A 23,409-nucleotide genomic window follows, 5' to 3' on the forward strand; every position below is an offset into this window, starting at 1 on the left:
GGTCCGGCCAGGGAGCGGCGCATGATGATCCGGATTTCGCCCCAGTGGCAGCTCACCATCCCCAAGGCCTATCGCCAGCACCTCGGCACCGCCGGCTGGCTCGAGGCCCAGGTCGAGCAGGGCGCGATGGTGCTGCGGCCGGTCATCGCCCCCTCCGCCGCCTGGGTCGAGGACCGCTTCGCGCCCGAGGGCATCACCCGCGAGGTGCTGTGGGAGGCGATGCGGCTGATCGAGAGCCGGCGCCAGCGTTCCCGTTGATTATTTTCCTATAACAGGCGCCGGGCCGGAGCGCCAGCGGATTCGGCGCCTAATCGGCCGCGGCCTCCGGGTCGAGCGGCAGCTCGAGGGTGCAATCCAGGCCGGCGGGCCGCCATTCCAGCGCCACCTCGCCGCCGAGCTGGTCCCGCAGCAGCCGGGCCAGCATGCGCGTGCCGAAGCCCTGCCGCGCCGGCGGCAGGCCGACCGGCGGCCCGCCGGTCTCGGTCCAGTGCAGCCGCAGCACCGGGCCGGCGCCCCGCCCGGGTGCCGCGGGGCGCCCCAGCTCCCAGCGGATCGAGAGCAGCCCGGTGCTGGCCGAGAGGGCGCCGTACTTCACCGCATTGGTCGCCAGCTCGTGGATCGCCATGGCGATGGGCTGCGCCGCCCGGGCCGGGAGGGTCACCGCGGCGCCCTGCAGCTGCGCCCGCGGCCCCGCGTCCAGGCGGTCGAGGAAGCTGAGCAGCTCGCCGCGCAGCAGCCCGCCCAGGTCGGCCCCGGACCAGTGGTCCGCCGCCAGCAGCGTCTGCGCCCGGGCCAGCGCCATCACCCGTCCCTCGATGGCGCGGACGAAATGCTGGATGCTGTCGGCCCGGGTGAGGCGCAGCGCCGCCAGCACCACCGCCAGCATGTTCTTGGCCCGGTGGTCCACCTCGCGGGCCAGCAGGGTCTGCCGCTCGGCCGCCCGCTTGGCCTCGTCCACGTCGGTCATCACCACCAGCGCGGCGGTGATGCGGCCGGCCGGGCTGCGGACCGGAATGCCGCTGACCCGGCGCCACAGCACCCGGTCCTCCGGGTCCCGGAACCGGAAGTCGACATCGAGGGCGAGCTCGCCACGCAGCGCCCGGCTCACCGGGAAGTCCGCCAGGGCGAGGGTGCCGCCGGCGGCATCGATGGCGGACCAGGGCCCGGCCGAGCGGGTGGCGACCGAGGAACCGCCGGGGTCCGGCAGCAGCCGGCGGAATTCCGGATTGGCGAAGATGACCTGCCCGGCATGGCCGATCAGGCCGACGCCGATCGGCAGGTGCTCGAAGGCGGCCTCCAGCCTGCCGGCGTCGCGCAGCACGTGGCGCAGGCGGCGGCTGTCCTGCACCTCCGCCCGCAGCCGGGCATTGGCGATGGTCAGCGCCCGGGTACGGGCGCCGACCCGGCGCTCGAGCAGGCGGTTGGCCTCGCGCGCCTCCTCGAGGGAGCGCAGGCGGCCGACCGCGGCGGACAGCAGGTTGGCGTAGCCGCGGAGGAAGGCGGTGTCGCTGCGGGTGAAGCGGCGCGGCACCCGGTCGGCCACCTGCAGCAGGCCGAAGGGCGGCCGCCCGCGGCCGCCGATGATGATGACGTTGATCAGGGCGCGGACCCCGTTGTCCTTCAGCACCGCGGCATACTGGAAGCGGTCGTCCTTCTCGATGTCGGCCGAGCTCACCGGCTTGCCGAAGCGGAGGGCGACGCCCTCGGGCGAGGTGCCCTCGACCTGCAGCCGGGTCTGGCCGACCACGCCGGGCTTCCAGCCGACCCCGGCGCGGATCAGCAGCGCCTGCCCGTCCGGCTGCAATTCCATCACCTTGGCGAGGTTGGTGCCGAGCGCCTCGCCGGCCAGGCGGCAGGCCTCGGTCAGGATGGCGTCGAGGCTGTCGCTGCGCAGGGCGAAGCGGCCGAAATGCGCCAGCACGCTCTGCTGGCGCAGCATCTCCTGGTACCTGGAGCGTTCCCGGTGCAGGCGCCGGCCGTCGGGGTCCGCGCCGGGAGGCCGCTTGGGCCAAAGCGCGGTGTAATCAGGCATGAGGGCGGCGCCGGCGCGGGGTGCGGGGCGGGCCCCGGGGCGGGCCGGGCGCTCCGGCGTGCCGTCGTTCGGGGAGACCATGCCAAGGGTGGCGCCCTCCGGGTGGTGCGGCGCCGAAGTATCCATGTGCGGATGAACCCGGAGGTGAAGGAAGTACCCTTGATACCACCGAAGTCAAATGCGCGGGGAATTTCTACCGCAGGTTAATAATTCAACATTCAAGCATATCCGGACCGGCGTCGAATCGGGCTTTCTGCAAGGCCCTGCCGGGCAATCGGGACAGGGGGCGGCTTTCCAACGGGCGAGTCATTGTCGATACGCGGCCGGCCTCAGGCCGGCGCCAGCGCCATCCGCGCCAGCGGCACCGCGATGCGGAAGGTGCTGCCCCGGCCCGGCGCGCTCTCGACCGCGATGGTCCCGCCCATGGCCTCCACCACCATCCGCGCCACCGCCAGCCCGAGGCCGGCGCCGTTGTAGCGGCGGGCGCTGGAGGCATCGGCCTGGACGAAGGGATCGAACAGCCGCTCCCGGGCCTCGGCCGGGATGCCGATGCCGGTATCGGCGACGGCGATGTCGAGGCGCCAGCCGGAGGCGGTCTCGGCCAGGACGGTGGCGCTCAGCCCGATGCCCCCGGCGGCGGTGAATTTCACCGCATTGTCCAGCAGCTTCACCAGCACCTGGCGCAGCCGGCCGGCGTCGCCGAAGGCCTCGGCCGGCAGCGCCGGGTCGAGCTCCAGGGTGAAGCGCAGCCCCCGCGCCGCCGCCCGCGCCGCCGCCGGACCGGCCAGCTCGCGCAGCGTCGCGGCCGGGTCGAAGGCGGTCTCCCGCAGGGTGAGCCGGCCCTGCTCCAGCCGCGCGACCTCGAGGATGTCGTCCACCAGCGCCAGCAGCTGCCGGCCGGCCGACTCGATCTCGCGGAGGCTCGCCGCCTGGGCCGGGCCCGGCTGCTGCTGCAGCAGCACCTCGGCGAAGCCGATCACCGCATGCAGCGGGGTCCGCAGCTCGTGGCTGACGGTGGCGAGGAATTCGCTGCGGCTCCGCAGCGCCGAGGCGGCCGCCGCCTGGGCGGCCTGCTGCTGGCGCAGCGCCGCCTGGCGTTCGGAGATGTCGGCATAGGTGCGGATGACCCGGCCATCGGCCAGGTGGCGGCCGCGGATCTCGAGCAGCCGGCCGTCGCGGCTCGGGCGGACATAGGCGCGGTCGGGCACGTCGCCGTCGGCGATGGCGTGGCGGGCGTCCAGCTCCAGCTCCGGCTGCGCCGCCAGGTCGCCGCGGGCGAGCTGCAGCCGCAGGATCTCGGCTCCCGGGGTGCCGGGGACCGCGAGCGCCGGCGGCAGGTCGAGCAGCGCGACGGCGAGGCTGTTCATGATCTCGACCCGATGGTCGGCGCCGAGCAGGATGATGCCGAGCGGCGCCTGCTCGAAGGCGGCGCTGAGCGCCGCCCGCGCCGCCACCGCCGCGTCGCGGGCGGCGGCGATGGCGGCGGCGGTGCGGCGGGCCTCGGTCACGTCGGTCCAGCTGCGGACGAAGCCGCCGTCGGGCAGGTGGTCGACCCGGATCTCGAGCACGGTGCCGTCGGGGCGGGTGCGTTCCCAGATATAGGGCGCGGCGCCGTGGCTCGGGTCCTGGCTGGCGAGGTGCTCGGGCGGGGCCCGGCTGCCGTATTCGCCGGCCGCCTCCTGCCAGCGGATGATCTCCTCCAGCGGCCGGCCCGGCACCATCAGCCCGGGCGGCAGGCCGAGCATGTCGCTGACCCGGGCATTCGCCAGCACCACCCGGCCGGCGGCATCGACCATCATGATGCCATGCCCGACATGGGCGAAGGTGCCCTCCAGCGCGGCGCGCGAGGCCCGCTCCATCCGGCGCATGCGCGCCACCGCCCCGCAGAGCCCGGCGGTCAGCAGCGTGAACAGGGCGCCGAGGCCGAGCCATTGCAGCCGGTAGCGGCGGGATTCGGCCAGCACCCGGTCGGCGGCGAGCCGGACCGTGACCAGCAGCGGATAGCCGGCGACCCGGCGCCAGGTGGCGAAGCCGGGGGTGCCGTCGAGCGCGCTGCTGCGGACATCGGTGCGCTCGACCAGCCCCGCGCGGAAGGGCGTCATTGCCGCCTCCGGCAGGCGGTCCCCGGGCGCCACGGGCCCGTCCGGGCTGCGGGCGCGGATCACCCCGTCCAGCCCGACCAGCAGGATCCGGCCGTCGCGCAGGTCGAGCGCCTGGTGCAGCCGGGAGAACAGGGTGGCATCCAGCGCCAGCAGCATGATGCCGCCCGGCTCGCCGGCGGCGGTCCGGAGGCTGCGGGAGAAGGCGATGATGGGCCGGCCGCTCAGCGGGCCGCGGACCGGCCAGCCGATCTCCAGCCGGTCCGCCGCGGGGTCGCGCAGATGCGCCTGGATATGCGGCCGATCGCGCAGGTCGAGGGGCTCGGCCAGCGGCCCGTCCCGGGTGGCCAGGGCGAAGCCCTGCGGGCTGACCAGCACCGCGCTGACCGTTTCCGGGTCGCCGCCGATGACCGACCAGTCGCCCAGGCTGAATGCCGCCGGGTCGCGGGCGAAGAGGACCTGGCTGAAGCGCAGGGTGGCGTCGATGGCGTCGATGCGGCCGGCGACCTGGGCTTCCAGGATCCGGGCGAGGTTGGCGGTCTCGCGCAGGGCGAGGTCGGCGGCGGTGTCGAATTGCCGGCGGATGGTCAGGCCGATGGCCAGCCAGAGCAGCCCGACCGCCAGCGCGGCGAGCGCCAGCCCGGCCCGGTCGCGGCGGATCGGGCGGAAGCGGGGCGGCCTCAGGGCCATGGGACTCTCGGCTCCCCGGCAGAATCGGGCATGTGGTTCACCAGCGCGGCAGGCGCTCTAGCATATCTGTGGTTGCAGCGGGGCCGTTTCGTTGGACCAATCGGCGGCGGCCCGGCGGAAAGCCGGCGGACTGAGGCATTCCTGCCGATCCGGCCCGGGGCGGGGTTGCCGCGCTCCGGCCGGCGGCCGCATCCTGGCGCCGATGCCGCCCCGCCCTCTCCCATCATGGCCCCTGCCCGCATGACGCTGGTCGCGCTCGAAGGGGTGGGCAAGCGCTTCGCCAGCGGCACCCAGGCGCTGGCCGGGGTGGAGCTGCGGATCGAGGCGGGGGAATTCCTCGCCATCCTCGGCCCCTCCGGCTGCGGCAAGTCGACCCTGCTGCGGCTGATCGCCGGCCTGGCGGCGCCCACCGAGGGGGTGATCCGCCGCGCCGCCTCCCGCCAGGTCGGCTTCGTCTTCCAGGACCCGACCCTGCTGCCCTGGGCGGATGCGCTGGGCAACGTGCGGCTGCCGCTGCGCCTCGCCGGGGTCGACCGGGCGGAGCAGGAGGCGCGGGCGGCGGCGGCCATGGCCGCGGTCGGGCTGGCCGGCTTCGAGCGGGCCTGGCCGCGCGAGCTCTCGGGGGGCATGCGGATGCGGGTCTCGATCGCCCGGGCGATGGTGACCCGGCCGAGCCTGCTGCTGATGGACGAGCCCTTCGCCGCGCTCGACGAGCTGACCCGGCACCGGCTGAACGACGACCTGCTCGGGCTCTGGGCCGGCAGCGGCGGCGCCGATGGGACGACCGTGGTCTTCGTCACCCATTCGGTCTTCGAGAGCGTCTACCTCGCCTCCCGCGTCATCCTCATGGCGGCGCGGCCCGGGCGGGTGGTGGCGGAGATGCCGGTGGTGCTGCCGGGCGGCGTCCCGGGGGGCGCGGCCGCGCCGCGGCCGGCCGGGTTCCGCACCTCGGCGGACTACGCCGCGCTGTGCCGGCAGGCGACCGAGGCGCTGGAACGGGCGATGGCGCCGTGAAGCCGCAGGACGCCATCGCCCCGGGGATCGTCGGGCTGGCCGTGCTCGGCGGCTGGGAGGGGCTGGTGCGGCACTATGCGGTGCCGAGCTACGTGCTGCCGGGGCCGGTCGCGATCGGCCAGGCGCTGGTGGCGGACTGGCCGCTGCTGGCCGGCTCGCTGCTGGTGACGCTGCGGATCGCGCTGCTGGCGCTGCTGCTGGCGGTCAGCCTCGGCGGGCTGCTGGCGGTCGCCTTCGCCCAGTCCCGCTGGGTGGAGCGGGCCTTCTTCCCCTATGCGGTGGTGCTGCAGGTGACGCCGGTCGTGGCCATCGCGCCGCTGATCCTCATCTGGGTCGACGACGTCACCGTCTCCCTGCTCATCTGCGCCTGGATCGTCGCCTTCTTCCCGGTGCTGTCGAATACCGTGCTCGGGCTGAACAGCGCCGACCGCAACCATCTGGAGCTGTTCCGGCTGTATGGCGCCTCGCGCTGGCAGACGCTCTGGCTGCTGCGGCTGCCGGGCGCCCTGCCCTATTTCCTGGCCGGGCTGCGGGTGGCCGGCGGGCTGGCGCTGATCGGCGCGGTGGTCGCGGAATTCGTCGCCGGCGCGGGGGGGACCGGCTCGGGCCTGGCCTTCCGCATCCTGGAAGCGGGCTACCAGCTCAAGATCCCCCGCATGTTCGCGGCGCTGGCGCTGATCTCGGCGGCGGGGATCGCGATCTTCGCGGTCCTCGGACTGGTGCAGCACCTGCTGCTCCGGCGCTGGCACGAGAGCGCGATGACGCCCGAGGGCTGAGGCCGGGGCGGGCGCCGCCCCGGCCGCCGCCTCAGGGCTTCGGCGGGATGCGCAGCACCAGGCCGGGGCCGGGCGCACCACCCGCGAGGACCGGCGCATTGGCCTCCTGCAGGCGGCGCTGGCCGCCCGGGTCGCCGTAGTGGCGTTCGGCGATCTCGGCCAGGGTCTCGCCCGGCTGCAGCGCGTGGAACAGGCTGCCGGCCGGGCCGAAGCGGGTGCCGGCCTCGGGCATGGCGGCATGGACGGCGGTCTCGGCCGCCTCGGTGCTGGCGCTGCCGGCCGGCAGCCGGGCGAAGGCGCCGAGGCTGTCGAGCAGGCCGGGGGCCTGGCCGGCGGTCAGCTGGTCCCGCACCTGGGCGATGCCGGCGAGGTTGCCGGTCGCCAGCACCAGCAGCTCCTCGGCGGCGGCATCGGCGACCCGGCCCTCCAGCGTCACGGTGTCGCCGCGGCGGGCGATGCGGACGCCCGCATGCGCGACCCCCATGCGGTCGAGCAGGGCGGCGATCGCCTCCGGCGTCGCATCGGGCAGCGGCTGGCCGGCCTCGGCGGGGAAGTGGTAGCTGGGCATCAGGCGTCTCTCCTTCGCCCGCGGGAACGTGTGACGGCGGGCCGGGGTTGCCGCCGGGCCGGGGGCGCCTCACCTCAGGGCCATGCCAGGCCCCCTCCTCGTCCAGCCCGATCCCTCCGACCCGCGGCTGACCCGGCGCGTCTCGGGCCTCGACCACACCGGCGCGCGCATCGAGGCGAGCGTGACGGTGGAGCGGCCGCTGACGCTCTACCTGAACGGGCAGGAGATCGTCACCATGATGACCATCCTCGACCGGCCGGAGGAGCTGGCGCTGGGCTACCTGCTGAACCAGGGCATGCTGCGGCGGGACGATGCGGTCACCGGCATCGACTACGACGATGACCTGCAGGTGGTGGTGGTGCGGACCGCGCGGCGCACCGACTACGAGGCGAAGCTGAAGAAGAAGACCCTGACCAGCGGCTGCGCCCAGGGCACCGCCTTCGGCGACCTGCTGGAGGATTTCGGCGAGCGGACGCTGCCGCCCGCGGCGCTGCGCACGAGCTGGCTCTACGGCCTGCTGAAGGCGATCAACACCCTGCCGACGCTCTACCTCGAGGCCGGCGCCATCCATGGCTGCGCGCTGTGCAAGGCGGATGCGCCGCTGGTCTACATGGAGGACGTCGGCCGCCACAACGCGGTGGACAAGATCGCCGGCTGGATGTTCCGCACCGGCTGCGACCCGGCCGACAAGATCTTCTACACCACGGGGCGGCTGACCTCGGAGATGGTGATCAAGACGGTGCGCATGGGCATCCCCATCCTGATCTCCCGCAGCGGCTTCACCGCCTGGGGGGTGGAGCTGGCGCGCGAGGTCGGGCTGACCCTGATCGGCCGCTGCAAGGGCAAGCGCTTCGTGGCCCTGGCCGGGGAGGAGCGGATCGTCTTCGACGCCGATCTCGCCGCGGTGGGCGAGGAGAATCCGAAGCACTGGCGCAAGAACGGCCGCGATGCATAGCGTGCTGGCGGTGGTGCTGGCCGGCGGGCTGGCGCGGCGGATGGGCGGCGGCGACAAGCCGCTGCGGCTGCTGGGCGGCCGGCCGCTGCTGGCGCATGTGATCGAGCGGGTGGCGCCGCAGGTGGCGGGCATCCTGCTCAACGCCAATGGCGACCCGGCCCGCTTCGCCGGCTTCGGCCTGCCGGTGGTGGCCGACCCGCTGCCGGACTACCCCGGGCCGCTGGCCGGGGTGCTGGCGGCGCTCGACTGGGCGGCGGCGGAGCGGCCGGAGGTCGCGACCGTGCTCTCGGTGCCGGGCGACGGGCCCTTCCTGCCGGCGGATCTGGTGCAGCGGCTGGAGGCGGCGCGGCGGGCGGCCGGCGTGCCGATGGCCTGCGCCGCCTCCGGCGGCTGGACCCATCCGCCGATCGCGCTCTGGCCGGTCGCGCTGCGCGGGGAGCTGCGGGCGGCGCTGCTGGCGGGGGAGCGGAAGATCGACCGCTGGACCGCGCGCTTCGGCTGCGCCAGCGCCGCCTGGCCGGCGGTGCCGGTCGACCCCTTCTTCAACGCCAATGCGCCGGAGGATCTGGCGGCGGCGGAAGCCCTCTTGCCATCGCCCTGAGGCGGACCCATACGCAGGGGATTCGCCCAGGAGACCGCCGCCGTGAAAGCCTTCCTCATCGGCATCGCCGCCGCCGCCGGCCTGGCCGCGATCGCCGCCGCGGTGCTGGACACCGAGGTCCAGCGCAGCGCCGGGGAGCGCTACCAGACGGAGGCCGTGCGGCTCTAGCCGCCGCCCCGTGCCGGGCTTCCTGCGCCGGCAGTCCAACCTGCTGATCATCGCCGCCATCGGCCTCGCGGCCGGGGCCGCGGTCTGGCGGCTGCACGGGCCCGAGGGGGTGATGCGGGCGCTCGGCGTGGCCGCGGGCGTCTTCCTCGGCGTGCTGCCGGCGATGCTGGCGGGGCTGCTGCTGGCCGGCAGCCTGAAGCAGCTCATCCCGGCCGGCGCCCTGGCGAAGTGGATGGGCGCCGAGAGCGGCTGGCGGGGCCTCGGCGTCGCGACGCTGGCGGGGATGGCCATGCCGGGCGGGCCGATGGCCGCCTTCCCGCTGGTGCTGGTGCTGGCCCAGGCGGGGGCGGACCGCGGCGCGCTGATCGCCTTCATCGTCGCCTGGGCGCTGAACGGCTTCCAGCGGGTGCTGGTCTGGGAGGTGCCGCTGCTGGGCGCCGACTTCGCCATCCTGCGCTTTCTCTGCGGCCTGCCGCTGGGGCTGATCGCCGGGGCGCTGGCGCGGCGCATCCCGATCGCCTGGACCCCGCCGGGCAGCGGCAACACGGCATGACGCCCGGCCAGATCCTGCTCTTCGTGGTGGCGCTGGTCGCCTTCGCCCTGGCGCTGCGGCGGGGCGTGCCGACGGCGCAGCGGGCGCTGCGCGAGACCGGGCAGACCATCGTCCGGGTGCTGCCGCTGCTGGTGGTGGCGCTGCCGATGGCCGCCTTCCTGGCGGAGCTGATCCCGCCCGATGCCGCCGCCGGCTGGCTCGGGCCCGAGAGCGGGCTGGTGGGCATCGTCATCGCCAGCGTCGCCGGGGGCTTCATCCCGGGCGGGCCCTTCGTCTCCTTCCCCCTGGTGCTGACCTTCATCAAGGCCGGCGCCGGCGGGGCGCAGATGGTGGCGCTGATCACCGGCTGGGCGATCCTCGGCTTCCACCGGGTGATCGCCTGGGAATGGCCGGTGCTCGGCGGGCGCTTCGTGGCGATCCGCCTCGCCGCCTCCTTCGCCCTGCCGATCCTGGCGGGGGTGCTGGCGCAGCTGCTGCTGCCCTGGTTCCCCCACGCGCTGATCCGGCCCTGAGCGGGCGCCCGCGGGCGCCCGCCCCCGTGGCGCTCAGGCCAGCACGGTATCCGCCGGCAGCGGGATGACGAGCTGCGGCAGCTCGGGGTCCATCGCCTCGCTGCCCTCGGCGCGGCGCTCGGCGAAGGTGAAGACGTCGTCCTGGATGTGCTGCGTGTCGGTGTTGCGCAGGATGATGTCGCTGAGGCCGCTGTGCCGGATCTGCTGCAGCGTCTCGGCGTCGAAGCCCTGGTTCTCGAACCACAGCCGGTCGCCGTCGCGGCTGCGCTCGAACTGGTCGGCGATGATGAGGCCGAAGGTCTCGCCGACGAAGGCGCCGGGCATGACCCGCTCGGCCAGGCCGCCGGTCCAGAGGTCGACCGCGTCCACCGAGCCGAAGGCCTGCTCCAGCGCCGCGACCGTGCCCTGGTCGTCGGTGATCTGGCAGAAGGCGGTATAGGGGTCGAGGTGCAGCGCCTCCCGCATCTCGTTCAGGTGCGGCAGGCCGAGGTCGCGGCCGCGCTGGATGTTGATGGCGGCGAGGTCGAGCCCGACCGGGGGGTCGAACAGGAAGTTGCGGAGGTCCTCGACGATGCGGGCGTCCATCGCCTGCGACAGGTCGGAGGCGAGGTGGCGCAGCAGCCCGTCGGCCCCGCCGTCGGCGGCGAATTCGGCCGGCGTCAGGAAGAAGGTCTCGCGCAGCGAGATCTCGCCGGCGGGGTGGCCGTACTCGTCCAGCTTCTCGGTCCGCGGCGAGACGGTGGAATGGCCGAAGCGATAGGCGGCGCCGGCGAATTCGATGGCCATGCGGGGGTCGACGGCATCGTCGAAGCCCCGGTACTCGCCGGGCGCCAGGTCGCCGAGGAGGTGGGGCAGGAATTCCTGGTAGGTGATGTTCTGGATCTCGGCGGTGACGATGGCGCGGGCCATGTTGAAGACGGTGTCGCCGTCGAGGCAGGGGTTCCCGGCATAGAGGCGGTCGACCTGCCAGTTGTGCTCGCGGACGAAGAGCGTCTGCAGCGCGGTCAGCGAGGGGTTCTCGTCGGCGCGGCCGTCGCCGGCGATGTGGCCGAGCAGGCCGCCGGACTGGGCGGCATCCTCGCCGGTCGGGTCGACCGGGCCGACCGGCAGGTTGCGGCCTTCCGACATCAGCATGTGGCCGTCGGGGGCGCGCAGCCGGGCGGCGGTCGCCTCGGTCGAGCCATAGACCATGGAGCCGTCGATCCAGCCGGTGACGGCATTCACCGGGTCGCCGTTGGCGTCCACGTCGGCCCGGCTCATCGGGATGATGGTGCCGTCGGCGAAGACGGGGTCGCCCTTCGGGATGACGATGCTGATCGGCTGGCCGGTGCGGCTGTCGGCGGTCAGGTTGATGTCGTGGTCGATGAACTGGCCCCAGGCGTACATCATGCCGGAGAGGCCCTGCGGGTTCTCGATGTCCGCGGCGCCCTCGCCGACGACGACATTGCTGATGCTGCGGGGATTGGGGCCGTCGACCAGTCCGCGCTGGTCATCGGCGAAGTATTCGGGTGCCAGGCGCAGGAAGGCGGTATTGGTGACGTTGGTCAGCGGATTGCCGGGATCGTTGCCCGAGCCGTCGATACTGCGGTATTCCATGGACGCTTGTCTCTCTCCTGGACGAGAATACTGCCCCCGCGCGCGCGGGGGCGGCCCTGCCACAGCCGGCCCGCCCGCGCCGGATGGCACGGGACGCGGGCTCAGGTCGGTCGAGTGTCCGGGTGACCGATACAGTCGGTCATGCAGGAGTCAAGCAAGCCGCACCATTTTCCGTCCAGATTCCCAATAATAATCCTGCTCTACGATTACCCTCTGCTTTCATGCACGACGCGGTTGATTACACTGCCGCAATGCGTCCTGCTGCACACGCATGGGTTGTAGCGCCGGGCCGATGGAGGCCCGGGGCGGCGGCGCGTCAGCGTACCAGCACCCGCGCCGCATCCTTGGTCTTGGTGACGGCCTGGCCGGCCTGCAGCACCGCCGAGGCGATCTCGGCAATATTCGCCGAGACGGTGGAGACGGCGCCGGCGGCGGTCTGCATGTCGGCGGACATGCCGCGGGTGACGGCGCTCTGCTCCTCCACGGCGGAGGCGGTCAGGGTCACGCTCTCGCGCACCGTGGTGACCGCGTCGCGGATGGCGTCGAGCGCGCCGGCGACCTCGAGCGAGGTGGCCTGGATGCCGTCGATCTCGCCCGAGATCTGCTCGGTGGCGCGGGCGGCCTGGACCGCCAGGTTCTTCACCTCGGAGGCGACGACGGCGAAGCCCTTGCCGGCATCGCCGGCCCGCGCCGCCTCGATCGTGGCGTTCAGCGCCAGCAGGTTGATCTGGCTGGCGATGTTGCGGATGAGCCCGACGATGCCGCCCATGGCCTGGGCCGCATTGGCCAGGGTCTCGGTGTTGCGGCCGACCGCCACGGTGCGGTCGAAGGCGCTGTCGGTGGCGGCGCGGGACTTGGCCATGCTCTCGGAGATCTCGGTGATCGAGGTCGCCAGCTCCTCGGCGCTCGCGGCCACCGACTGGACGCTGTTCGAGGTCTCCTCGGCGGCGGTGGTCGCGGTGCGGGCGCTGCCGGTCGAGAGGTCGATGGCGCCGTCGATCTCGCCGAAATTCTGGTCGATCAGGGTCTTCAGATTGGCCAGCAGGGTCATCTGGCCGGTGACGTCGGTCGCGAATTTCACCACCTTGGTGACCTTGCCGGCGGAATCGAGGATGGGGTTGTAGGAGGCCTCGATCCAGATCTCCCGGCCGCCCTTGCCGATGCGCTTGAACTGCGCCGCCTGGTATTCGCCACGGCGCAGCTCTTCCCAGAAGCGGGCATACTCGGCGCTGCCGTGCAGGGCGGGCTCGACGAACATGCTGTGATTCCGGCCGCGCACCTCCTCGAGCGTGTAGCCCATGGCCTTCAGGAAATTGGGGTTGGCGTCGAGGATGGTGCCGTCGGTGCCGAACTGGATGACGGCCAGGGACCGGCCGATGGCCGCGATCTGCGCGGCATAGTCGAGGTTGAGCAGGCGGGCCCGCGCATCCGCCCATTCGACCGTGAAGCCGAGCGGCTTCCCCTGGTCCTGCAGCGGGGTCACCAGCAGGTCGAAGGCCCGGCCGCCGACATGGATGGTGGCCGCATGCGGCCTGGCCAGCCCGGCCAGCATCTGCCGCTGGTGCGTCGGGTTGCGGTGGAAGATGTCGATGTTGCTGCCGATCAGCCGGGCCAGGTCGAAGCGCGGCAGCTCCTGCCGCAGCTCCGCCTCGGCCTCGCGCATCAGCGCCATGGCGGAGGGGTTGACGTAGATGATGTTCAGATCCGGGTCGGCGATCATCACGTTGGTCCGCAGCGCATCCAGCGCCGCGATCCGGGTGACGTCGAAGGTGGTCTTGCCAAACAGCCGCATCGGTCGTGAACCCCTGGTCCTCATTCGAGGGCCCCATCATTGCGGGTCCCGGTAAAGATATCCTTGCGCCGAGGCCGCTGGCGCCGGGCGCCGGCATCCGGCAAGGTCCGCCGCGATGGATATGACCTCGGAAGGACGCCCCCCTGCCCCGCCCGGCTGGGCGGCGCTGCTGGCCCTGCGGGACGCGCCCGGCGGGGCGGTGCCGGCGGCCGGGCCGCTGGCGGCGCTGTTCGGCCCGCTGCTGGCGCCGCCGGCCGCGGCCGACGGCTGCACCGTGGTGGGGCGGCTGGCGCAGACGCTGGACGGGCGGATCGCCACCGCCTCCGGCTCCTCGCAGTGGATCGGCGGGGCGGGCGACCTGCTGCATACCCACCGGCTGCGGGCGCTCTGCCATGCCGTCGTGGTCGGCGCCGGGACGGTGCGGCACGACGACCCGCGGCTGACCACGCGGGGCTGCCCAGGCCCCGATCCGGTGCGGGTGGTGCTGGATACCGACCGCCGGCTGGGCGCCGGGTACGGGGTGTTCCGCGAGGGGCCGCCGACCCTGCTGCTGGCCGCCGAGGACGCGCCGGGCGGCGACCGGCTCGGGCTGGCCGAGGTGGTGCGGCTGCCGCGCGATGCGGCGCATGGCGGGCTGGCGGTGCCGGCGATCCTGGCCGCGCTGGCCGCGCGCGGGCTGACGCGCCTCTTCGTCGAGGGCGGCGGCGTCACCGTCAGCCGCTTCCTGGCGGCGGGCTGCCTCGACCGGCTGCACGTGACGGTGGCGCCGGTGCTGCTCGGCTCCGGCATCCCGGCCTTCACCCTGCCGGAGGCGGCGCGCATCGCCGACGGGCTTCGCTTCGCCTGGACGGTGCACGACCTGGCGCCGGACGTGCTTTTCGACATCGCGCTCGACCGGGTGCGGCCGGGGGTGTGTTCGTGAAGGCGCGCGCCCTGTGGTGCGTGGCGCCGGGGGTGGCCGAGCTGCGCGAGGAGACGCTGCCGCCGCCGGCCGAGGGCCAAGCGCTGGTCAGGGCGCTGGCGAGCGGCATCTCCCGCGGGACCGAGCGGCTGGTGCTGGCCGGGCGGGTGCCGGAGAGCCAGTGGCCGGCGATGCGGGCGCCGCTGATGGCCGGCGAATTCCCCTATCCCGTGAAGTACGGCTACGCCGCGGTCGGCATGGTGGAAGCGGGGCCGGCGGCGCTGCTGGGCCGCCGGGTCTTCTGCCTGCATCCGCACCAGGATCGCTTCCTCGCCCCGGCCGCGATGTGCGTGCCGGTGCCGGATGCGGTGCCCGACCGGCGCGCGGTGCTGGCGGCGAACATGGAGACCGCGGTCAACGTGCTCTGGGACGCGCGGCCGCTGGTCGGCGAGCGGGTGCTGGTGATCGGCGCCGGGGTGGTCGGGCTGCTGGTGGCGGCGCTGCTGGCCGGGGTGCCCGGGCTCGACCTCGCGGTCTGCGACATCGACCCCGGGCGGGCGGCGCTGGTGAACGCCCTGGGCGCGCGGTTCTGCGCGCCGGAGGAGGCGCCCGGGCAGCGCGACCTCGTCATCCATGCCAGCGCGGCGCCGGAGGGGCTGGTGCTGGCGCTCGGCCGGGCCGGCTTCGAGGGGCGGATCGTCGAGGCGAGCTGGTACGGCGACCGCGCCGTGACCCTGCCGCTGGGCGAGGCCTTCCACGCGCAGCGGCTGTCGATCGTCTCGACCCAGGTCGGGCAGGTCGCGCCGGCGATGCGCGGCCGGCGGACGCACGGGGAGCGGCTGGCGCTGGCGCTGCGCCTGCTCGAGGATCCGCGCCTCGACGCGCTGCTGGCGCCGCCGGTCGCCTTCGCCGCATTGCCGGCGGCCTTGCCCGGGATATTGAATGGCCCGGCGGCGCACCCCTGCCCCACCGTCACCTACTGAGCGAGCGAGCGACCATGTACAGCCTGACCGTCTGCGACCACATCATGGTGGCGCACAGCTTCCGCGGCGACGAATTCGGTCCCGCCCAGCGCCTGCACGGCGCCACCTTCGCGGTGGAGGCGGAGTTCCGCGCCCCCGGCATCGATGCGCTCGGGCTGCTGGTGGACATCGGCCTGGCCAAGGTGGAACTGCGGAAGGCGCTCGATGGCCTCGACTACCGCAACCTCGACGGCGAGCCGGCCTTCGCCGGGGTGAACACCACCACCGAATTCCTCTGCTCGCACATCCATGGGCTGCTGGCGGCGGCACTGCGGGCGGGGAAGCTCGGGGCGCAGTCGGCCAACGTGACCGGGCTGAAGATCCTGCTGCGGGAAAGCCCGAATGCCTGGGCGGCCTTCGAGGGGCCGGTGGCGTGACGGGGTCCGATGACCGGAGGGCGCAGGCGAAGCCGAGCACCGAAGGTCTGGATCGGGGCCAGGCCTTGCCGATTGCGCTGCTCGTGCCGGCGCCCTTCGGGACCATCTCCGGCGGCTACGGCTACGACCGGCGGCTGGTGGAGGGCTTCCGGGCGCTGGGCCAGGAGGTGACGGTCGTCGAGCTGGCGGGGCGGCATCCGCTGCCGGATGCGGCGGCGCTGGCGGCGGCGCGGGCGGCGCTGGACGGGGTGCCGGCGGGGGCGCGGATCATCCTCGACGGGCTGGGCCTGCCGGCCTTCGCGCCGCTGGCCGATGCGCTGGTCGCCCGCCGGGCGGTGGCGCTGATCCATCATCCGACGGCGATGGAGGCCGGGATCGGCGCCGATGCTGCGGCGGCGCTGCGGGCGACGGAGGCGGCGATGTTTCCGCGGCTGGCGCGGCTGGTGGTCTCCTCCGCCACGACGGGGCGGGAGCTGACGGCGGAATTCGGCGTGGCGCCGGAGCGGATCGGCGTGGTGGAGCCGGGGACCGACCCCGCGCCGCGGGCCCGCGGCTCGGGCGGGCCGGGCGTTGCCATCCTCTCGGTCGGCACGCTGATCCCGCGCAAGGGGCATGACGTGCTGCTGAAGGCCCTGGCGCGGCTGACCGATATCGACTGGACCCTGACCATCGCCGGCGCGGCGCGCGACGCGGTCTATGCCGATGGGCTGGCCGCGCTGGTGGAGGAGCTGGGGCTGGCGCAGCGGGTGCGCTTCGCCGGGGAGGTCTCCGGCGCGGCGCTCGAGGCGCTGTACGACCGCAGCGACGTCTTCGCCCTGGCGACCCATTGGGAGGGCTACGGCATGGCCGCGGCCGAGGCGCTGGCGCGCGGCCTGCCGGTCGCCGTCACCGCCGGCGGGGCGATCGCCGAGGTGGTGCCGGTCGAGGCCGGCTGCGTCTCGCCGCCCGGCGACGTCATGCTGCTGGCGCGGGCGATGCGGCGGGTGCTGTACGATGGCGGGATGCGCGCCGAGATGGCCGAGGCGGCCTGGGCGGCGGGGCAGCGGCTGCCGCGCTGGAGCGACCGGGCCGCGGCCTTCCTCGATGCGCTGGAGCAGGCCTGATGGCGGAGGAATTCGCGCTCGACTGGCTGGACCTGCGCGAGCCCTTCGATGCCATGGCGCGCGACACCGACCTTGCCGATGCGCTGCTGGCGCGGCTGCCGGCGCGGCCGCGCTTCCTCGACCTCGGCGCCGGGACCGGCAGCCTGCTGCGCTTCCTGGCGCCGCGGCTGGGCCGGGCGCAGGTCTGGACCCTGGTGGACGCGGACCGCGAATTGCTGGAGGCGGCCTTCGACACCATCGCCGACCGCAGCGAGGCCATCGGCTACAAGGTGACCGTGCCGAACCGCCGCACCCTGCTGGTGCATGCCCCGGGCGGCGCCTGGCGGGTGGAGACGCTGGTCGCCGACCTGGCCGAGGCGCCGCGCGGGCTGCCGCTGCACAGCGTGGACGCGGTGGTGTCCTCGGCGCTCTGCGACCTGGTCTCGCGGGACTGGGTCGGGCGGCTGGCGGCGGCGCTGCGGGTACCCTTCTACGCCGCGCTCTGCGTCACCGGGCGGGATCGCTTCACCCCGCCGCACCCGGCCGACCGGGTGGTGGCCGACGGCTTCCGCCGCGACCAGGGGCGGGACAAGGGCTTCGGCGGGGTGGCGCTGGGCGACCGGGCGCCGGCGGCGATCGCCGAGGCCTTCGGGGCGCGCGGCTTCGCGGTCAGCAGCGCGCCGAGCGACTGGGACGTCCGCAGCCGCGGCGCCATGCCGATGCCGGGGCTGCACGAGGCGGCCTCGCGCTTCCTGAGCGAGCTGGTGATGGGCCATGCCGAGGCGGCGCAGCGGCAGGACCGGCGCGGCGACCAGCGGATCGGCGCCTGGCTGGAGGCGCGGCTGGAGCAGGTCGCGGCGCGGCGGCTGGCGGCACGGATCGGCCACCGCGACGTGCTGGCGCTGCCCCGGAGGACATAGGCGGAGCTACCACCGGGGCCGACCCTCTCCATCGAGGGCGAGCCGGCCAGCGCGGATGTCGAGGCGCTGCCGGATGGGCTGGAGGCCTTCAACGAACGGCGATGGCCGGGGCACCCGCCCTGGGAGCCGCTGGCGCTGCTGGTCGGGCGCGGCGGCACGGTGCCGGGTGGTCCGTCGGGGAGGGCTATGCCGGCTGGGTCTTCATCCGCTGCTTCCGGCCGGATGAGAGCATCCGCCGGCTCGGCCCCGGGCGGCAGGTGATCGCCGCGGCCGGGCAGCGGGCGCGGGAGCGTGGCTGCCACGGCATCTGCGTGGATACCTTCAGCATCCAGGCGCCGGCGTTCTGCCGGACGCAGGGCCATGGGGAATTCGGCCGGCGGCCCTATCCGCCGGAGGGGGAGCGGATCTGGCCGCGGAAGATGCTCCGGCACGGCGGCTGAGCAGCAGGACCAGCAGGGCGGCGAGCTGGACCGCGGCGGCCAGGGCGTAGAGCGCCGGGGCGCTGCCGCCCGGCAGGCCGGGCGCCGGCGGCAGCAGGTCCCGCAGCGCGCCGAAGGCCAGCGGGGCGAAGGCATAGGCGGCCTGGCTGCAGGCGGTGACCAGGGCGACCACCCGGCCGGTCTCGGCCGCGGCGAAATCCTGCTGCGCGATCAGCGGCGGCAGCGAGGTGGTATTGCCCAGCCCCAGGCCGAACAGCGCCACGCCGAGCACCAGCAGCGGCACCGCCTCGCCGCCGGCGGCCAGCAGCGCCAGCGAGCCGGCCGCCTGCAGCCCGTAGTTCCCCGCCGCGACCAGCCGGCGATCGGCTGCGGCGGGCAGCAGCCAGCCGAGCAGCGAGCGGCCCAGGATGGCGAAGGCGGTCGCCAGCCCGGCCAGCACCCCGGCGCCGCCGGCCCCCAGCACCGGGGTCAGCAGCGAGAAGAGATGCGCGATGAGGCCGATCTGGGCGAAGAGGCCGAGGCTGCTGGCCAGCGCCAGGCTGCGGAAGCGCCGGTCGCCCCGGAGGCGGAGGCGGGGCGCGGCGGGCGGCACCGGCGCCGGGGCGGCGTCGCCATCCGGGTGCAGGCCCAGGGCGGCCGGGCCATCGCGGAAATGGCGGCCGGCGAGCAGCCAGAGCGTGGCGACCATCGCCAGCCCGACCAGCCCGGCGGCGCCGGCGAAGCCGATGCCGGCGATCAGCGCGACCCAGAGCGGCGAGAAGACGACGCCGCCGATGCTGGCGCCGTTGTAGGCGAGCGACAGCGCGGCCGGCCGCCGGCGGCTGAACCAGGGGGAGACGATCGCATTGATCGCCGCCGCGCCGGTCGCCGCCCAGCCGGCGCCGCTGACCAGCGTCGCGGCGAAGAGCTGCCAGGGCTCGGCGGCCAGCGCCCAGCCGAGCATGCCGAGCGCCGTCGCCAGCGCCCCGGCCCGGGTGACGGCGACGAGGCCGAAGCGCCGGTGCAGCCGGGCGAGGTCGGCGACGACGACGGCGCCGAACAGGAAATGGCAGGTCACCGCCGCCGAGACGAGGGAGACCGGCCAGCCGCGCGAGGCCTGCACCGCCTGGAGGAAGATCGGCGGGCCGTAGAAGCCGACGCCCCAGCCGAAGACGGCGACGACGAAGGCGGCCCAGGCGACCTGCCAGCCGGGGAAGCGGGCGGGGAGGCGGCCAGGGAGGCGGTCGGGGGCTGGCGGGGTCGGATCGGTCATGCGGCCTCCGGCGGTGCGGGCGAGGCGCAGGCTTAGCCGCGCCGGCGCGGCGGATGCTGCGGCGGCGGCCGAAGCGTCAGCCCTCCGGCACCGAGGCGACCGCCTCGACCTCGAGTGCGCAATCCATCGGGGTGCGGGCGGGCAGGGCCGCCTGGCTGGTGAGAGGCAGCGGCGGTCGGTGCGGTCGAATTCCTCCCGCGGGCGCTGGTCGCGCAGCCGGACGATGACCTTCGGCAGGCAGTCCATGTCGGACCCCGCCGCCGCCAGCCGCTTGTCGCCGTGCCGGACGCGGAGGTCGAAGGGCCCGCCGGTTTCCCGGAATCCCCCGCCTGGATGATTCGCTTGTCCATGGAATCCCCCGGCCCCACCCTGTACGGGGATCAGCCTCGCCGCAAGGACGGGGAAGGACGATGCCGGACCGGCGGGTGAACCGCGGCGCCCCGGATGTGCTTCTGCCGCAGGCGCTTGACCGCGCGACCCACCCGGGGGACGACCCTCGCCGGGCCGCCGCAACAAGGGAGAGAACCATGCCATTGCTCGGCTGCATCGCCGACGACTTCACGGGCGCCACCGACCTGGCGAATACGCTGGTCAAGGGCGGCATGACCGCCGTGCAGGTGATCGGCGTGCCCACGGGGCCCTTGCCGGAGGCGGATGCGATCATCGTCGCGCTGAAGTCCCGCACCTCCCCGGCGCGGGAGGCGGTGGCCGAGAGCCTGGCCGCCTGCGAGGCGCTGCTGGCGGCCGGCGCGAAGCAGATCTTCTTCAAGTACTGCTCCACCTTCGACAGCACCGAGGCGGGGAACATCGGGCCGGTGGCGGATGCGCTGGTCCAGCGGCTCGGCTGCGGCTTCGCCATCGCCAACCCGGCCTTCCCGACCAACGGCCGGACCGTCTTCCAGGGGCATCTCTTCGTCGGCGACAAGCTGCTGAACGAAAGCGGGATGGAGAACCACCCGCTGACGCCGATGAAGGATGCCAACCTGGTGCGCGTGCTGGGCCGGCAGACCGGCGGCACGGTGAAGCTGATCCCCTTCGCGGTGGTCGAGCAGGGCGTGACCATCCTGCGCCACACTATGACCGGCCTCAAGGAAAGCGGCTGGCGCTACGCCATCGTCGATGCCGTCACCGACGCGCACCTGCTGGCGATCGGCGAGGCGGTGGCCGACCATGCGCTGGTCACCGGCGGCTCGGGCGTGGCGATGGGGCTGCCGGCGAACTTCCGCGCCAAGGGGCTGCTGCCGGACCGTGGCGAGGCGGCCGCCGCCCTGCCGCCGATGGCCGGGCCGGCGGCGGTGCTGGCCGGCTCCTGCTCGCGCGCGACCATGGGGCAGATCGGCTATGCCCGGGACCACGCCCATACGCTGGAGCTCGACGTGCTGGCGACGCCCGACGCGGCGGCGCTGCAGGCCGAGGCGCTGGCCTGGGCCGAGGGCAAGCTGGGCGACGCGCCCATCGTCATCGCGGCCTCGGCGCCGCCGGAGAAGGTGGCGGCCCTGCAGCGGAAGCTGGGGCGCGAAGCGGCGGGCGCCCTGGTCGAGGATACGCTCGCCGGCATCGCCGCGGCGCTGGTGGCGCGCGGGGTGACGCGGCTGGTGGTCGCCGGCGGCGAGACCTCGGGCGCCGTCGTCTCGCGGCTCGGCGTCACGGCGTTGCGGATCGGGCCGGAAATCGACCCGGGCGTGCCCTGGACCTATGCCGAGTCCGGCTCCGCCGGGGGTGCGGAGCATCCCGGGCTGCACCTCGCGCTGAAGTCCGGCAACTTCGGCGCGCGCGACTTTTTCCTGAAGGCCTTCGGCGTATGAGCGCCGAGGCGGATCTCCGCGAGGCGATCGCGGCGCATGGGCGGCTGCTGTTCGGCCGGGGATTCTCGGTCGGCTCGGCCGGGAACATCAGCGTGCGGCTGGAGGATGGCTTCCTCATCACCCCGACCAACTCCTGCCTCGGCCGGCTGGATCCGGCGCGGATCAGCAAGCTGGACGGGCAGTACCGGCACGTCTCGGGTGATGCGCCCTCGAAGGAGGTCTTCATGCACCGCGCCTTCCTGGCGACGCGGCCGGAAGCGGGGGCGGTGGTGCACCTGCACTCGACCCATGCGACCGCGATCGCCTGCCTCGCCGCGCCGGGCGAGGCGGCGCCGATCCCGCCGCTGACGCCCTATTTCGTCATGCGGGTCGGCCGCAGCCTGCCGGTGGTGCGCTACTACCGGCCGGGCGACGCGGCGATGGAGCCGGCGATCGCCGCCGCGGCGAAGGATGCCCGCGCCGTGCTGCTGGCGAACCACGGGCCGGTGGTCTCCGGCCGGACCCTCGACGACGCGGTCTATGCGGCGGAGGAGCTGGAGGAGGCGGCGAAGCTGGCGCTGCTGCTGCGCGGCCAGCCGGCCCGCACCCTGACGCCCGCCGAAGTGGACGACCTGCTCGGCACCTTCGGCTGAGCCGGACAGGAGACATCGCATGAGCACCGCGCCCGACCGGGAAGCCCCCGCCGCCTACCCCATCGAGGCCCTGCTGCGGCGGCGCTGGAGCCCGCGCAGCTTCACCGGGGAGGCGGTCTCCCCGGCGGCGCTGCAGAGCCTGCTGGAGGCCGCCCGCTGGGCCGCGAGCTGCAACAACGGGCAGCCCTGGCACTTCGTCATCGCCCGGCGGGAGGCGGAGCCGGCGGCCTTCGCCGGGCTGCTCGCCACGCTCTCGCCGAACAACCAGGACTGGGCGCGGCAGGCCGGGGTGCTGATGATCGCGGTGGCACGGCTGGCCTTCGCCGCCAACGGCAAGCCGAACCGGCATGCATTGTACGATACCGGCGCGGCGGCCGCGCAGATGGCGCTGCAGGCCGGGGCGCTCGGGCTCGGGATGCACCAGATGGCGGGCTTCGACGCGGACCGCGCGCGCGCGGCCTGCGGCATCCCGGAAGGCTTCGAGCCGGTGGCGGCGATCGCCATCGGCCACGTCGGCCCGGCCGAGGCGCTGCCGGAGGCGCTGGCCGAGCGGGAGGTGGCGCCGCGGCAGCGCCGGCCGCAGGCGGAATGGGCGTTCTTCGGCGGCTGGCAGGGCTGAGCGCGATGCAGCAGGAGATGCTGGACCGCCTCGCCATCCGGGCGCTGGTCGAGAACTGGGCGGTCTGGCGCGACGCCGGCGACTGGGTGCGCTTCGCCACCTGCTGGCACGCGGACGGCACCATGTGCGCCACCTGGTGCCAGGCACCGGCGGCCGAGTTCATCGCGGCCAGCAAGGCGGCCTGGGCGAAGGGCGTCTCCATCCTGCACTTCCTCGGCGGGCACAGCGCCGATGTCGCGGGGACGCGGGCCATCGCCCAGACCAAGATGACCATCAGCCAGCGCGGGCCGGTGCATGGCGTGGTGGTGGACGTGGTCTGCACCGGGCGCTTCTACGACTTCCTCGAGCGGCGCGACGGCCGCTGGGGCGTGGTGCTGCGCCAGCCGATCTACGAGAAGGACCGCATGGACCCGGTGGACCCGGCGGCGACGCTGGCGCTGGATGCGGCGCTGCTGGCGCGCTTCCCCGCCGGCTACCGGCACCTGGCCTATCTGCAGACGCAGATCGGCTATGCGGTGAAGGCCGACATGCCGGGGCTGACGGGGCCGGAGGTGGAGGCGCTCTACGCCCGCGGCGCCCGCTGGCTGGCGGGCGAGGCGGCCTAGCGCGGTTTCCGTTCGCACCGGCTCACGGAGCCCGCCTGGCCTGCTGTTCAGGCGAGCAAGTATCTCCGGCCTGGTGAGTCCAGCGGGTCGGAGTTTGCTCCGGTCGCGACGAGGGCGCCGCCCCTCGCGGGACGGCGCCCTCGTTCAGGCGGCGATCAGGTCGCCGGGGTCTCGCTCTCGGCCGGCGCCGCGGCGGGTGCCGGGGTGGCGGCGGCGGGGCTGGCCATCGCGGCCTTGCGGGCGGCGCGGGTGGCGGCGCCCTTCTTCGCGGCTTCCGAACGCGCGGACGGCGCCGCGGCCTTGGCGGCGCGCTTCGGCGCGGCCTTGGCGACGGCCTTCGGTGCCGCGGCCTTGCGGGCGGCCGGCCGCTTCACCGCGGTGGCCTTGCGCGCGGCCGG

The 23,409-nt window shown here is 74.5% G+C and carries 23 protein-coding genes and 1 pseudogene; 17 read left to right on the plus strand and 7 right to left on the minus strand.

The features are described 5' to 3' along the window. Positions 1–21 precede the first annotated feature (21 nt). Positions 22–258 (plus strand): hypothetical protein, encoded by a 237-nt coding sequence (locus tag QWZ14_RS09990; protein ID WP_290316499.1) that lies wholly within the window; start codon positions 22–24, stop codon positions 256–258. A gap of 49 nt (positions 259–307) precedes the next feature. Here the strand turns inward: QWZ14_RS09990 and QWZ14_RS09995 are convergent, their stop codons facing one another. Together QWZ14_RS09995 and QWZ14_RS10000 are read right to left on the minus strand one after the other, a co-directional pair. Beyond that, positions 308–2,158, minus strand: coding sequence for an HWE histidine kinase domain-containing protein (locus QWZ14_RS09995; RefSeq protein WP_290316500.1), 1,851 nt, complete (start codon positions 2,156–2,158; stop codon positions 308–310). Positions 2,159–2,361: 203 nt separating this feature from the next. Continuing rightward, positions 2,362–4,821, minus strand: coding sequence for a PAS-domain containing protein (locus tag QWZ14_RS10000; protein WP_290316501.1), 2,460 nt, complete (start codon positions 4,819–4,821; stop codon positions 2,362–2,364). A 225-nt stretch (positions 4,822–5,046) separates the two neighbouring features. On the opposite strand from QWZ14_RS10000, the gene QWZ14_RS10005 reads away from it, so the two are divergent. Together QWZ14_RS10005 and QWZ14_RS10010 are read left to right on the plus strand one after the other, a co-directional pair. Then, the gene (locus tag QWZ14_RS10005) at positions 5,047–5,835 is read left to right on the plus strand and encodes an ABC transporter ATP-binding protein (protein WP_290316502.1); all 789 of its coding nucleotides are present in this window, start codon (positions 5,047–5,049) and stop codon (positions 5,833–5,835) included. Beyond that, the gene (locus tag QWZ14_RS10010) at positions 5,832–6,611 is read left to right on the plus strand and encodes an ABC transporter permease (RefSeq protein ID WP_290316503.1); all 780 of its coding nucleotides are present in this window, start codon (positions 5,832–5,834) and stop codon (positions 6,609–6,611) included. The genes QWZ14_RS10005 and QWZ14_RS10010 overlap by 4 nt, the downstream gene beginning before the upstream one ends. Positions 6,612–6,642: 31 nt before the next feature. On the opposite strand, the gene QWZ14_RS10015 is transcribed toward QWZ14_RS10010, so the two are convergent. After that, entirely contained in the window at positions 6,643–7,179 is a 537-nt protein-coding gene (locus QWZ14_RS10015; RefSeq protein WP_290316504.1) for a BON domain-containing protein, read from the minus strand. 82 nt (positions 7,180–7,261) lie between these two features. On the opposite strand from QWZ14_RS10015, the gene fdhD reads away from it, so the two are divergent. The 5 genes from fdhD to QWZ14_RS10040 are packed head-to-tail and all read left to right on the plus strand — an operon-like array spanning position 7,262 to position 9,968. After that, positions 7,262–8,134 (plus strand): formate dehydrogenase accessory sulfurtransferase FdhD, encoded by an 873-nt coding sequence (fdhD, locus tag QWZ14_RS10020; RefSeq protein ID WP_290316505.1) that lies wholly within the window; start codon positions 7,262–7,264, stop codon positions 8,132–8,134. Continuing rightward, positions 8,127–8,735 carry a molybdenum cofactor guanylyltransferase MobA gene (gene mobA / locus QWZ14_RS10025; protein ID WP_290316506.1) on the plus strand — a complete coding sequence of 203 codons (609 nt, stop codon included), beginning with the start codon at positions 8,127–8,129 and terminating at the stop codon, positions 8,733–8,735. Before fdhD ends, mobA begins: the two co-directional genes overlap by 8 nt. A gap of 42 nt (positions 8,736–8,777) precedes the next feature. Beyond that, a complete protein-coding gene (locus QWZ14_RS10030; RefSeq protein ID WP_290316508.1) occupies positions 8,778–8,903 on the plus strand; it encodes a hypothetical protein in 126 nt (41 codons plus the stop codon). A 10-nt stretch (positions 8,904–8,913) separates the two neighbouring features. After that, positions 8,914–9,456, plus strand: a complete 543-nt coding sequence (locus tag QWZ14_RS10035; RefSeq protein WP_290316509.1) for a hypothetical protein — start codon at positions 8,914–8,916, stop codon at positions 9,454–9,456. Then, positions 9,453–9,968, plus strand: coding sequence for a permease (locus QWZ14_RS10040; protein WP_290316510.1), 516 nt, complete (start codon positions 9,453–9,455; stop codon positions 9,966–9,968). The genes QWZ14_RS10035 and QWZ14_RS10040 overlap by 4 nt, the downstream gene beginning before the upstream one ends. A gap of 33 nt (positions 9,969–10,001) precedes the next feature. Here QWZ14_RS10040 and QWZ14_RS10045 read toward each other — a convergent pair whose 3' ends face one another. Both QWZ14_RS10045 and QWZ14_RS10050 read right to left on the minus strand, forming a co-directional pair. Continuing rightward, on the minus strand, positions 10,002–11,564 hold the full coding sequence (locus QWZ14_RS10045) for a peroxidase family protein (RefSeq protein WP_290316511.1): 1,563 nt from the start codon (positions 11,562–11,564) through the stop codon (positions 10,002–10,004). A gap of 316 nt (positions 11,565–11,880) precedes the next feature. Further along, positions 11,881–13,356 (minus strand): methyl-accepting chemotaxis protein, encoded by a 1,476-nt coding sequence (locus QWZ14_RS10050; RefSeq protein ID WP_290316512.1) that lies wholly within the window; start codon positions 13,354–13,356, stop codon positions 11,881–11,883. Positions 13,357–13,471: 115 nt separating this feature from the next. Between QWZ14_RS10050 and QWZ14_RS10055 the strand changes: the two genes are divergently transcribed. The 5 genes from QWZ14_RS10055 to QWZ14_RS10075 all read left to right on the plus strand — a co-directional run bounded on the left by QWZ14_RS10055 (position 13,472) and on the right by QWZ14_RS10075 (position 17,658). Continuing rightward, positions 13,472–14,278: a RibD family protein gene (locus QWZ14_RS10055; protein ID WP_290316513.1), complete on the plus strand. Its 807-nt coding sequence runs from the start codon at positions 13,472–13,474 to the stop codon at positions 14,276–14,278. After that, a complete protein-coding gene (locus tag QWZ14_RS10060; RefSeq protein ID WP_290316514.1) occupies positions 14,275–15,240 on the plus strand; it encodes a zinc-dependent alcohol dehydrogenase in 966 nt (321 codons plus the stop codon). The genes QWZ14_RS10055 and QWZ14_RS10060 overlap by 4 nt, the downstream gene beginning before the upstream one ends. Positions 15,241–15,254: 14 nt before the next feature. Further along, positions 15,255–15,656 carry a 6-pyruvoyl trahydropterin synthase family protein gene (locus QWZ14_RS10065; protein ID WP_290316515.1) on the plus strand — a complete coding sequence of 134 codons (402 nt, stop codon included), beginning with the start codon at positions 15,255–15,257 and terminating at the stop codon, positions 15,654–15,656. Between the two features lie 65 nt (positions 15,657–15,721). Further along, positions 15,722–16,759 carry a glycosyltransferase family 4 protein gene (locus QWZ14_RS10070; protein ID WP_290316516.1) on the plus strand — a complete coding sequence of 346 codons (1,038 nt, stop codon included), beginning with the start codon at positions 15,722–15,724 and terminating at the stop codon, positions 16,757–16,759. Beyond that, positions 16,759–17,658, plus strand: a complete 900-nt coding sequence (locus QWZ14_RS10075) for a class I SAM-dependent methyltransferase (RefSeq protein WP_290316517.1) — start codon at positions 16,759–16,761, stop codon at positions 17,656–17,658. Before QWZ14_RS10070 ends, QWZ14_RS10075 begins: the two co-directional genes overlap by 1 nt. A 321-nt stretch (positions 17,659–17,979) precedes the next feature. Here the strand turns inward: QWZ14_RS10075 and QWZ14_RS10080 are convergent, their stop codons facing one another. Next, on the minus strand, positions 17,980–19,350 hold the full coding sequence (locus QWZ14_RS10080; protein WP_290316518.1) for an MFS transporter: 1,371 nt from the start codon (positions 19,348–19,350) through the stop codon (positions 17,980–17,982). Between the two features lie 527 nt (positions 19,351–19,877). On the opposite strand from QWZ14_RS10080, the gene otnK reads away from it, so the two are divergent. Genes otnK through QWZ14_RS10100 form a run of 4 tightly spaced genes read left to right on the plus strand, consistent with a single transcriptional unit; the run spans position 19,878 to position 23,011 of the window. Further along, positions 19,878–21,155 (plus strand): 3-oxo-tetronate kinase, encoded by a 1,278-nt coding sequence (gene otnK / locus QWZ14_RS10085; protein ID WP_290316519.1) that lies wholly within the window; start codon positions 19,878–19,880, stop codon positions 21,153–21,155. Continuing rightward, positions 21,152–21,787 carry a 3-oxo-tetronate 4-phosphate decarboxylase gene (gene otnC / locus QWZ14_RS10090; RefSeq protein ID WP_290316520.1) on the plus strand — a complete coding sequence of 212 codons (636 nt, stop codon included), beginning with the start codon at positions 21,152–21,154 and terminating at the stop codon, positions 21,785–21,787. Before otnK ends, otnC begins: the two co-directional genes overlap by 4 nt. Positions 21,788–21,806: 19 nt before the next feature. Further along, positions 21,807–22,406: a nitroreductase family protein gene (locus QWZ14_RS10095; RefSeq protein WP_290316521.1), complete on the plus strand. Its 600-nt coding sequence runs from the start codon at positions 21,807–21,809 to the stop codon at positions 22,404–22,406. Then, positions 22,376–23,011 carry a nuclear transport factor 2 family protein gene (locus QWZ14_RS10100; RefSeq protein WP_290316522.1) on the plus strand — a complete coding sequence of 212 codons (636 nt, stop codon included), beginning with the start codon at positions 22,376–22,378 and terminating at the stop codon, positions 23,009–23,011. Before QWZ14_RS10095 ends, QWZ14_RS10100 begins: the two co-directional genes overlap by 31 nt. A gap of 155 nt (positions 23,012–23,166) precedes the next feature. Here QWZ14_RS10100 and QWZ14_RS10105 read toward each other — a convergent pair. Further along, positions 23,167–23,409, minus strand: a pseudogene (locus QWZ14_RS10105) (hypothetical protein); the annotation flags it as partial.

The sequence above is a fragment of the Paeniroseomonas aquatica genome, assembly GCF_030409335.1.
GTDB classification, from domain to species: domain Bacteria; phylum Pseudomonadota; class Alphaproteobacteria; order Acetobacterales; family Acetobacteraceae; genus Belnapia; species Belnapia aquatica.

Coding starts and splice junctions, on each gene's coding strand:
- QWZ14_RS09990 (WP_290316499.1), top strand. CDS start 22: ATGATGATCCGGATTTCGCCCCAGTGGCAGCTCACCATCCCCAAGGCC.
- QWZ14_RS09995 (WP_290316500.1), bottom strand. CDS start 2,158: ATGGATACTTCGGCGCCGCACCACCCGGAGGGCGCCACCCTTGGCATG.
- QWZ14_RS10000 (WP_290316501.1), bottom strand. CDS start 4,821: ATGGCCCTGAGGCCGCCCCGCTTCCGCCCGATCCGCCGCGACCGGGCC.
- QWZ14_RS10005 (WP_290316502.1), top strand. CDS start 5,047: ATGGCCCCTGCCCGCATGACGCTGGTCGCGCTCGAAGGGGTGGGCAAG.
- QWZ14_RS10015 (WP_290316504.1), bottom strand. CDS start 7,179: ATGCCCAGCTACCACTTCCCCGCCGAGGCCGGCCAGCCGCTGCCCGAT.
- fdhD (WP_290316505.1), top strand. CDS start 7,262: ATGCCAGGCCCCCTCCTCGTCCAGCCCGATCCCTCCGACCCGCGGCTG.
- mobA (WP_290316506.1), top strand. CDS start 8,127: ATGCATAGCGTGCTGGCGGTGGTGCTGGCCGGCGGGCTGGCGCGGCGG.
- QWZ14_RS10040 (WP_290316510.1), top strand. CDS start 9,453: ATGACGCCCGGCCAGATCCTGCTCTTCGTGGTGGCGCTGGTCGCCTTC.
- QWZ14_RS10045 (WP_290316511.1), bottom strand. CDS start 11,564: ATGGAATACCGCAGTATCGACGGCTCGGGCAACGATCCCGGCAATCCG.
- QWZ14_RS10050 (WP_290316512.1), bottom strand. CDS start 13,356: ATGCGGCTGTTTGGCAAGACCACCTTCGACGTCACCCGGATCGCGGCG.
- QWZ14_RS10055 (WP_290316513.1), top strand. CDS start 13,472: ATGGATATGACCTCGGAAGGACGCCCCCCTGCCCCGCCCGGCTGGGCG.
- QWZ14_RS10065 (WP_290316515.1), top strand. CDS start 15,255: ATGTACAGCCTGACCGTCTGCGACCACATCATGGTGGCGCACAGCTTC.
- QWZ14_RS10075 (WP_290316517.1), top strand. CDS start 16,759: ATGGCGGAGGAATTCGCGCTCGACTGGCTGGACCTGCGCGAGCCCTTC.
- QWZ14_RS10080 (WP_290316518.1), bottom strand. CDS start 19,350: ATGACCGATCCGACCCCGCCAGCCCCCGACCGCCTCCCTGGCCGCCTC.
- otnK (WP_290316519.1), top strand. CDS start 19,878: ATGCCATTGCTCGGCTGCATCGCCGACGACTTCACGGGCGCCACCGAC.
- otnC (WP_290316520.1), top strand. CDS start 21,152: ATGAGCGCCGAGGCGGATCTCCGCGAGGCGATCGCGGCGCATGGGCGG.
- QWZ14_RS10095 (WP_290316521.1), top strand. CDS start 21,807: ATGAGCACCGCGCCCGACCGGGAAGCCCCCGCCGCCTACCCCATCGAG.
- QWZ14_RS10100 (WP_290316522.1), top strand. CDS start 22,376: ATGGGCGTTCTTCGGCGGCTGGCAGGGCTGAGCGCGATGCAGCAGGAG.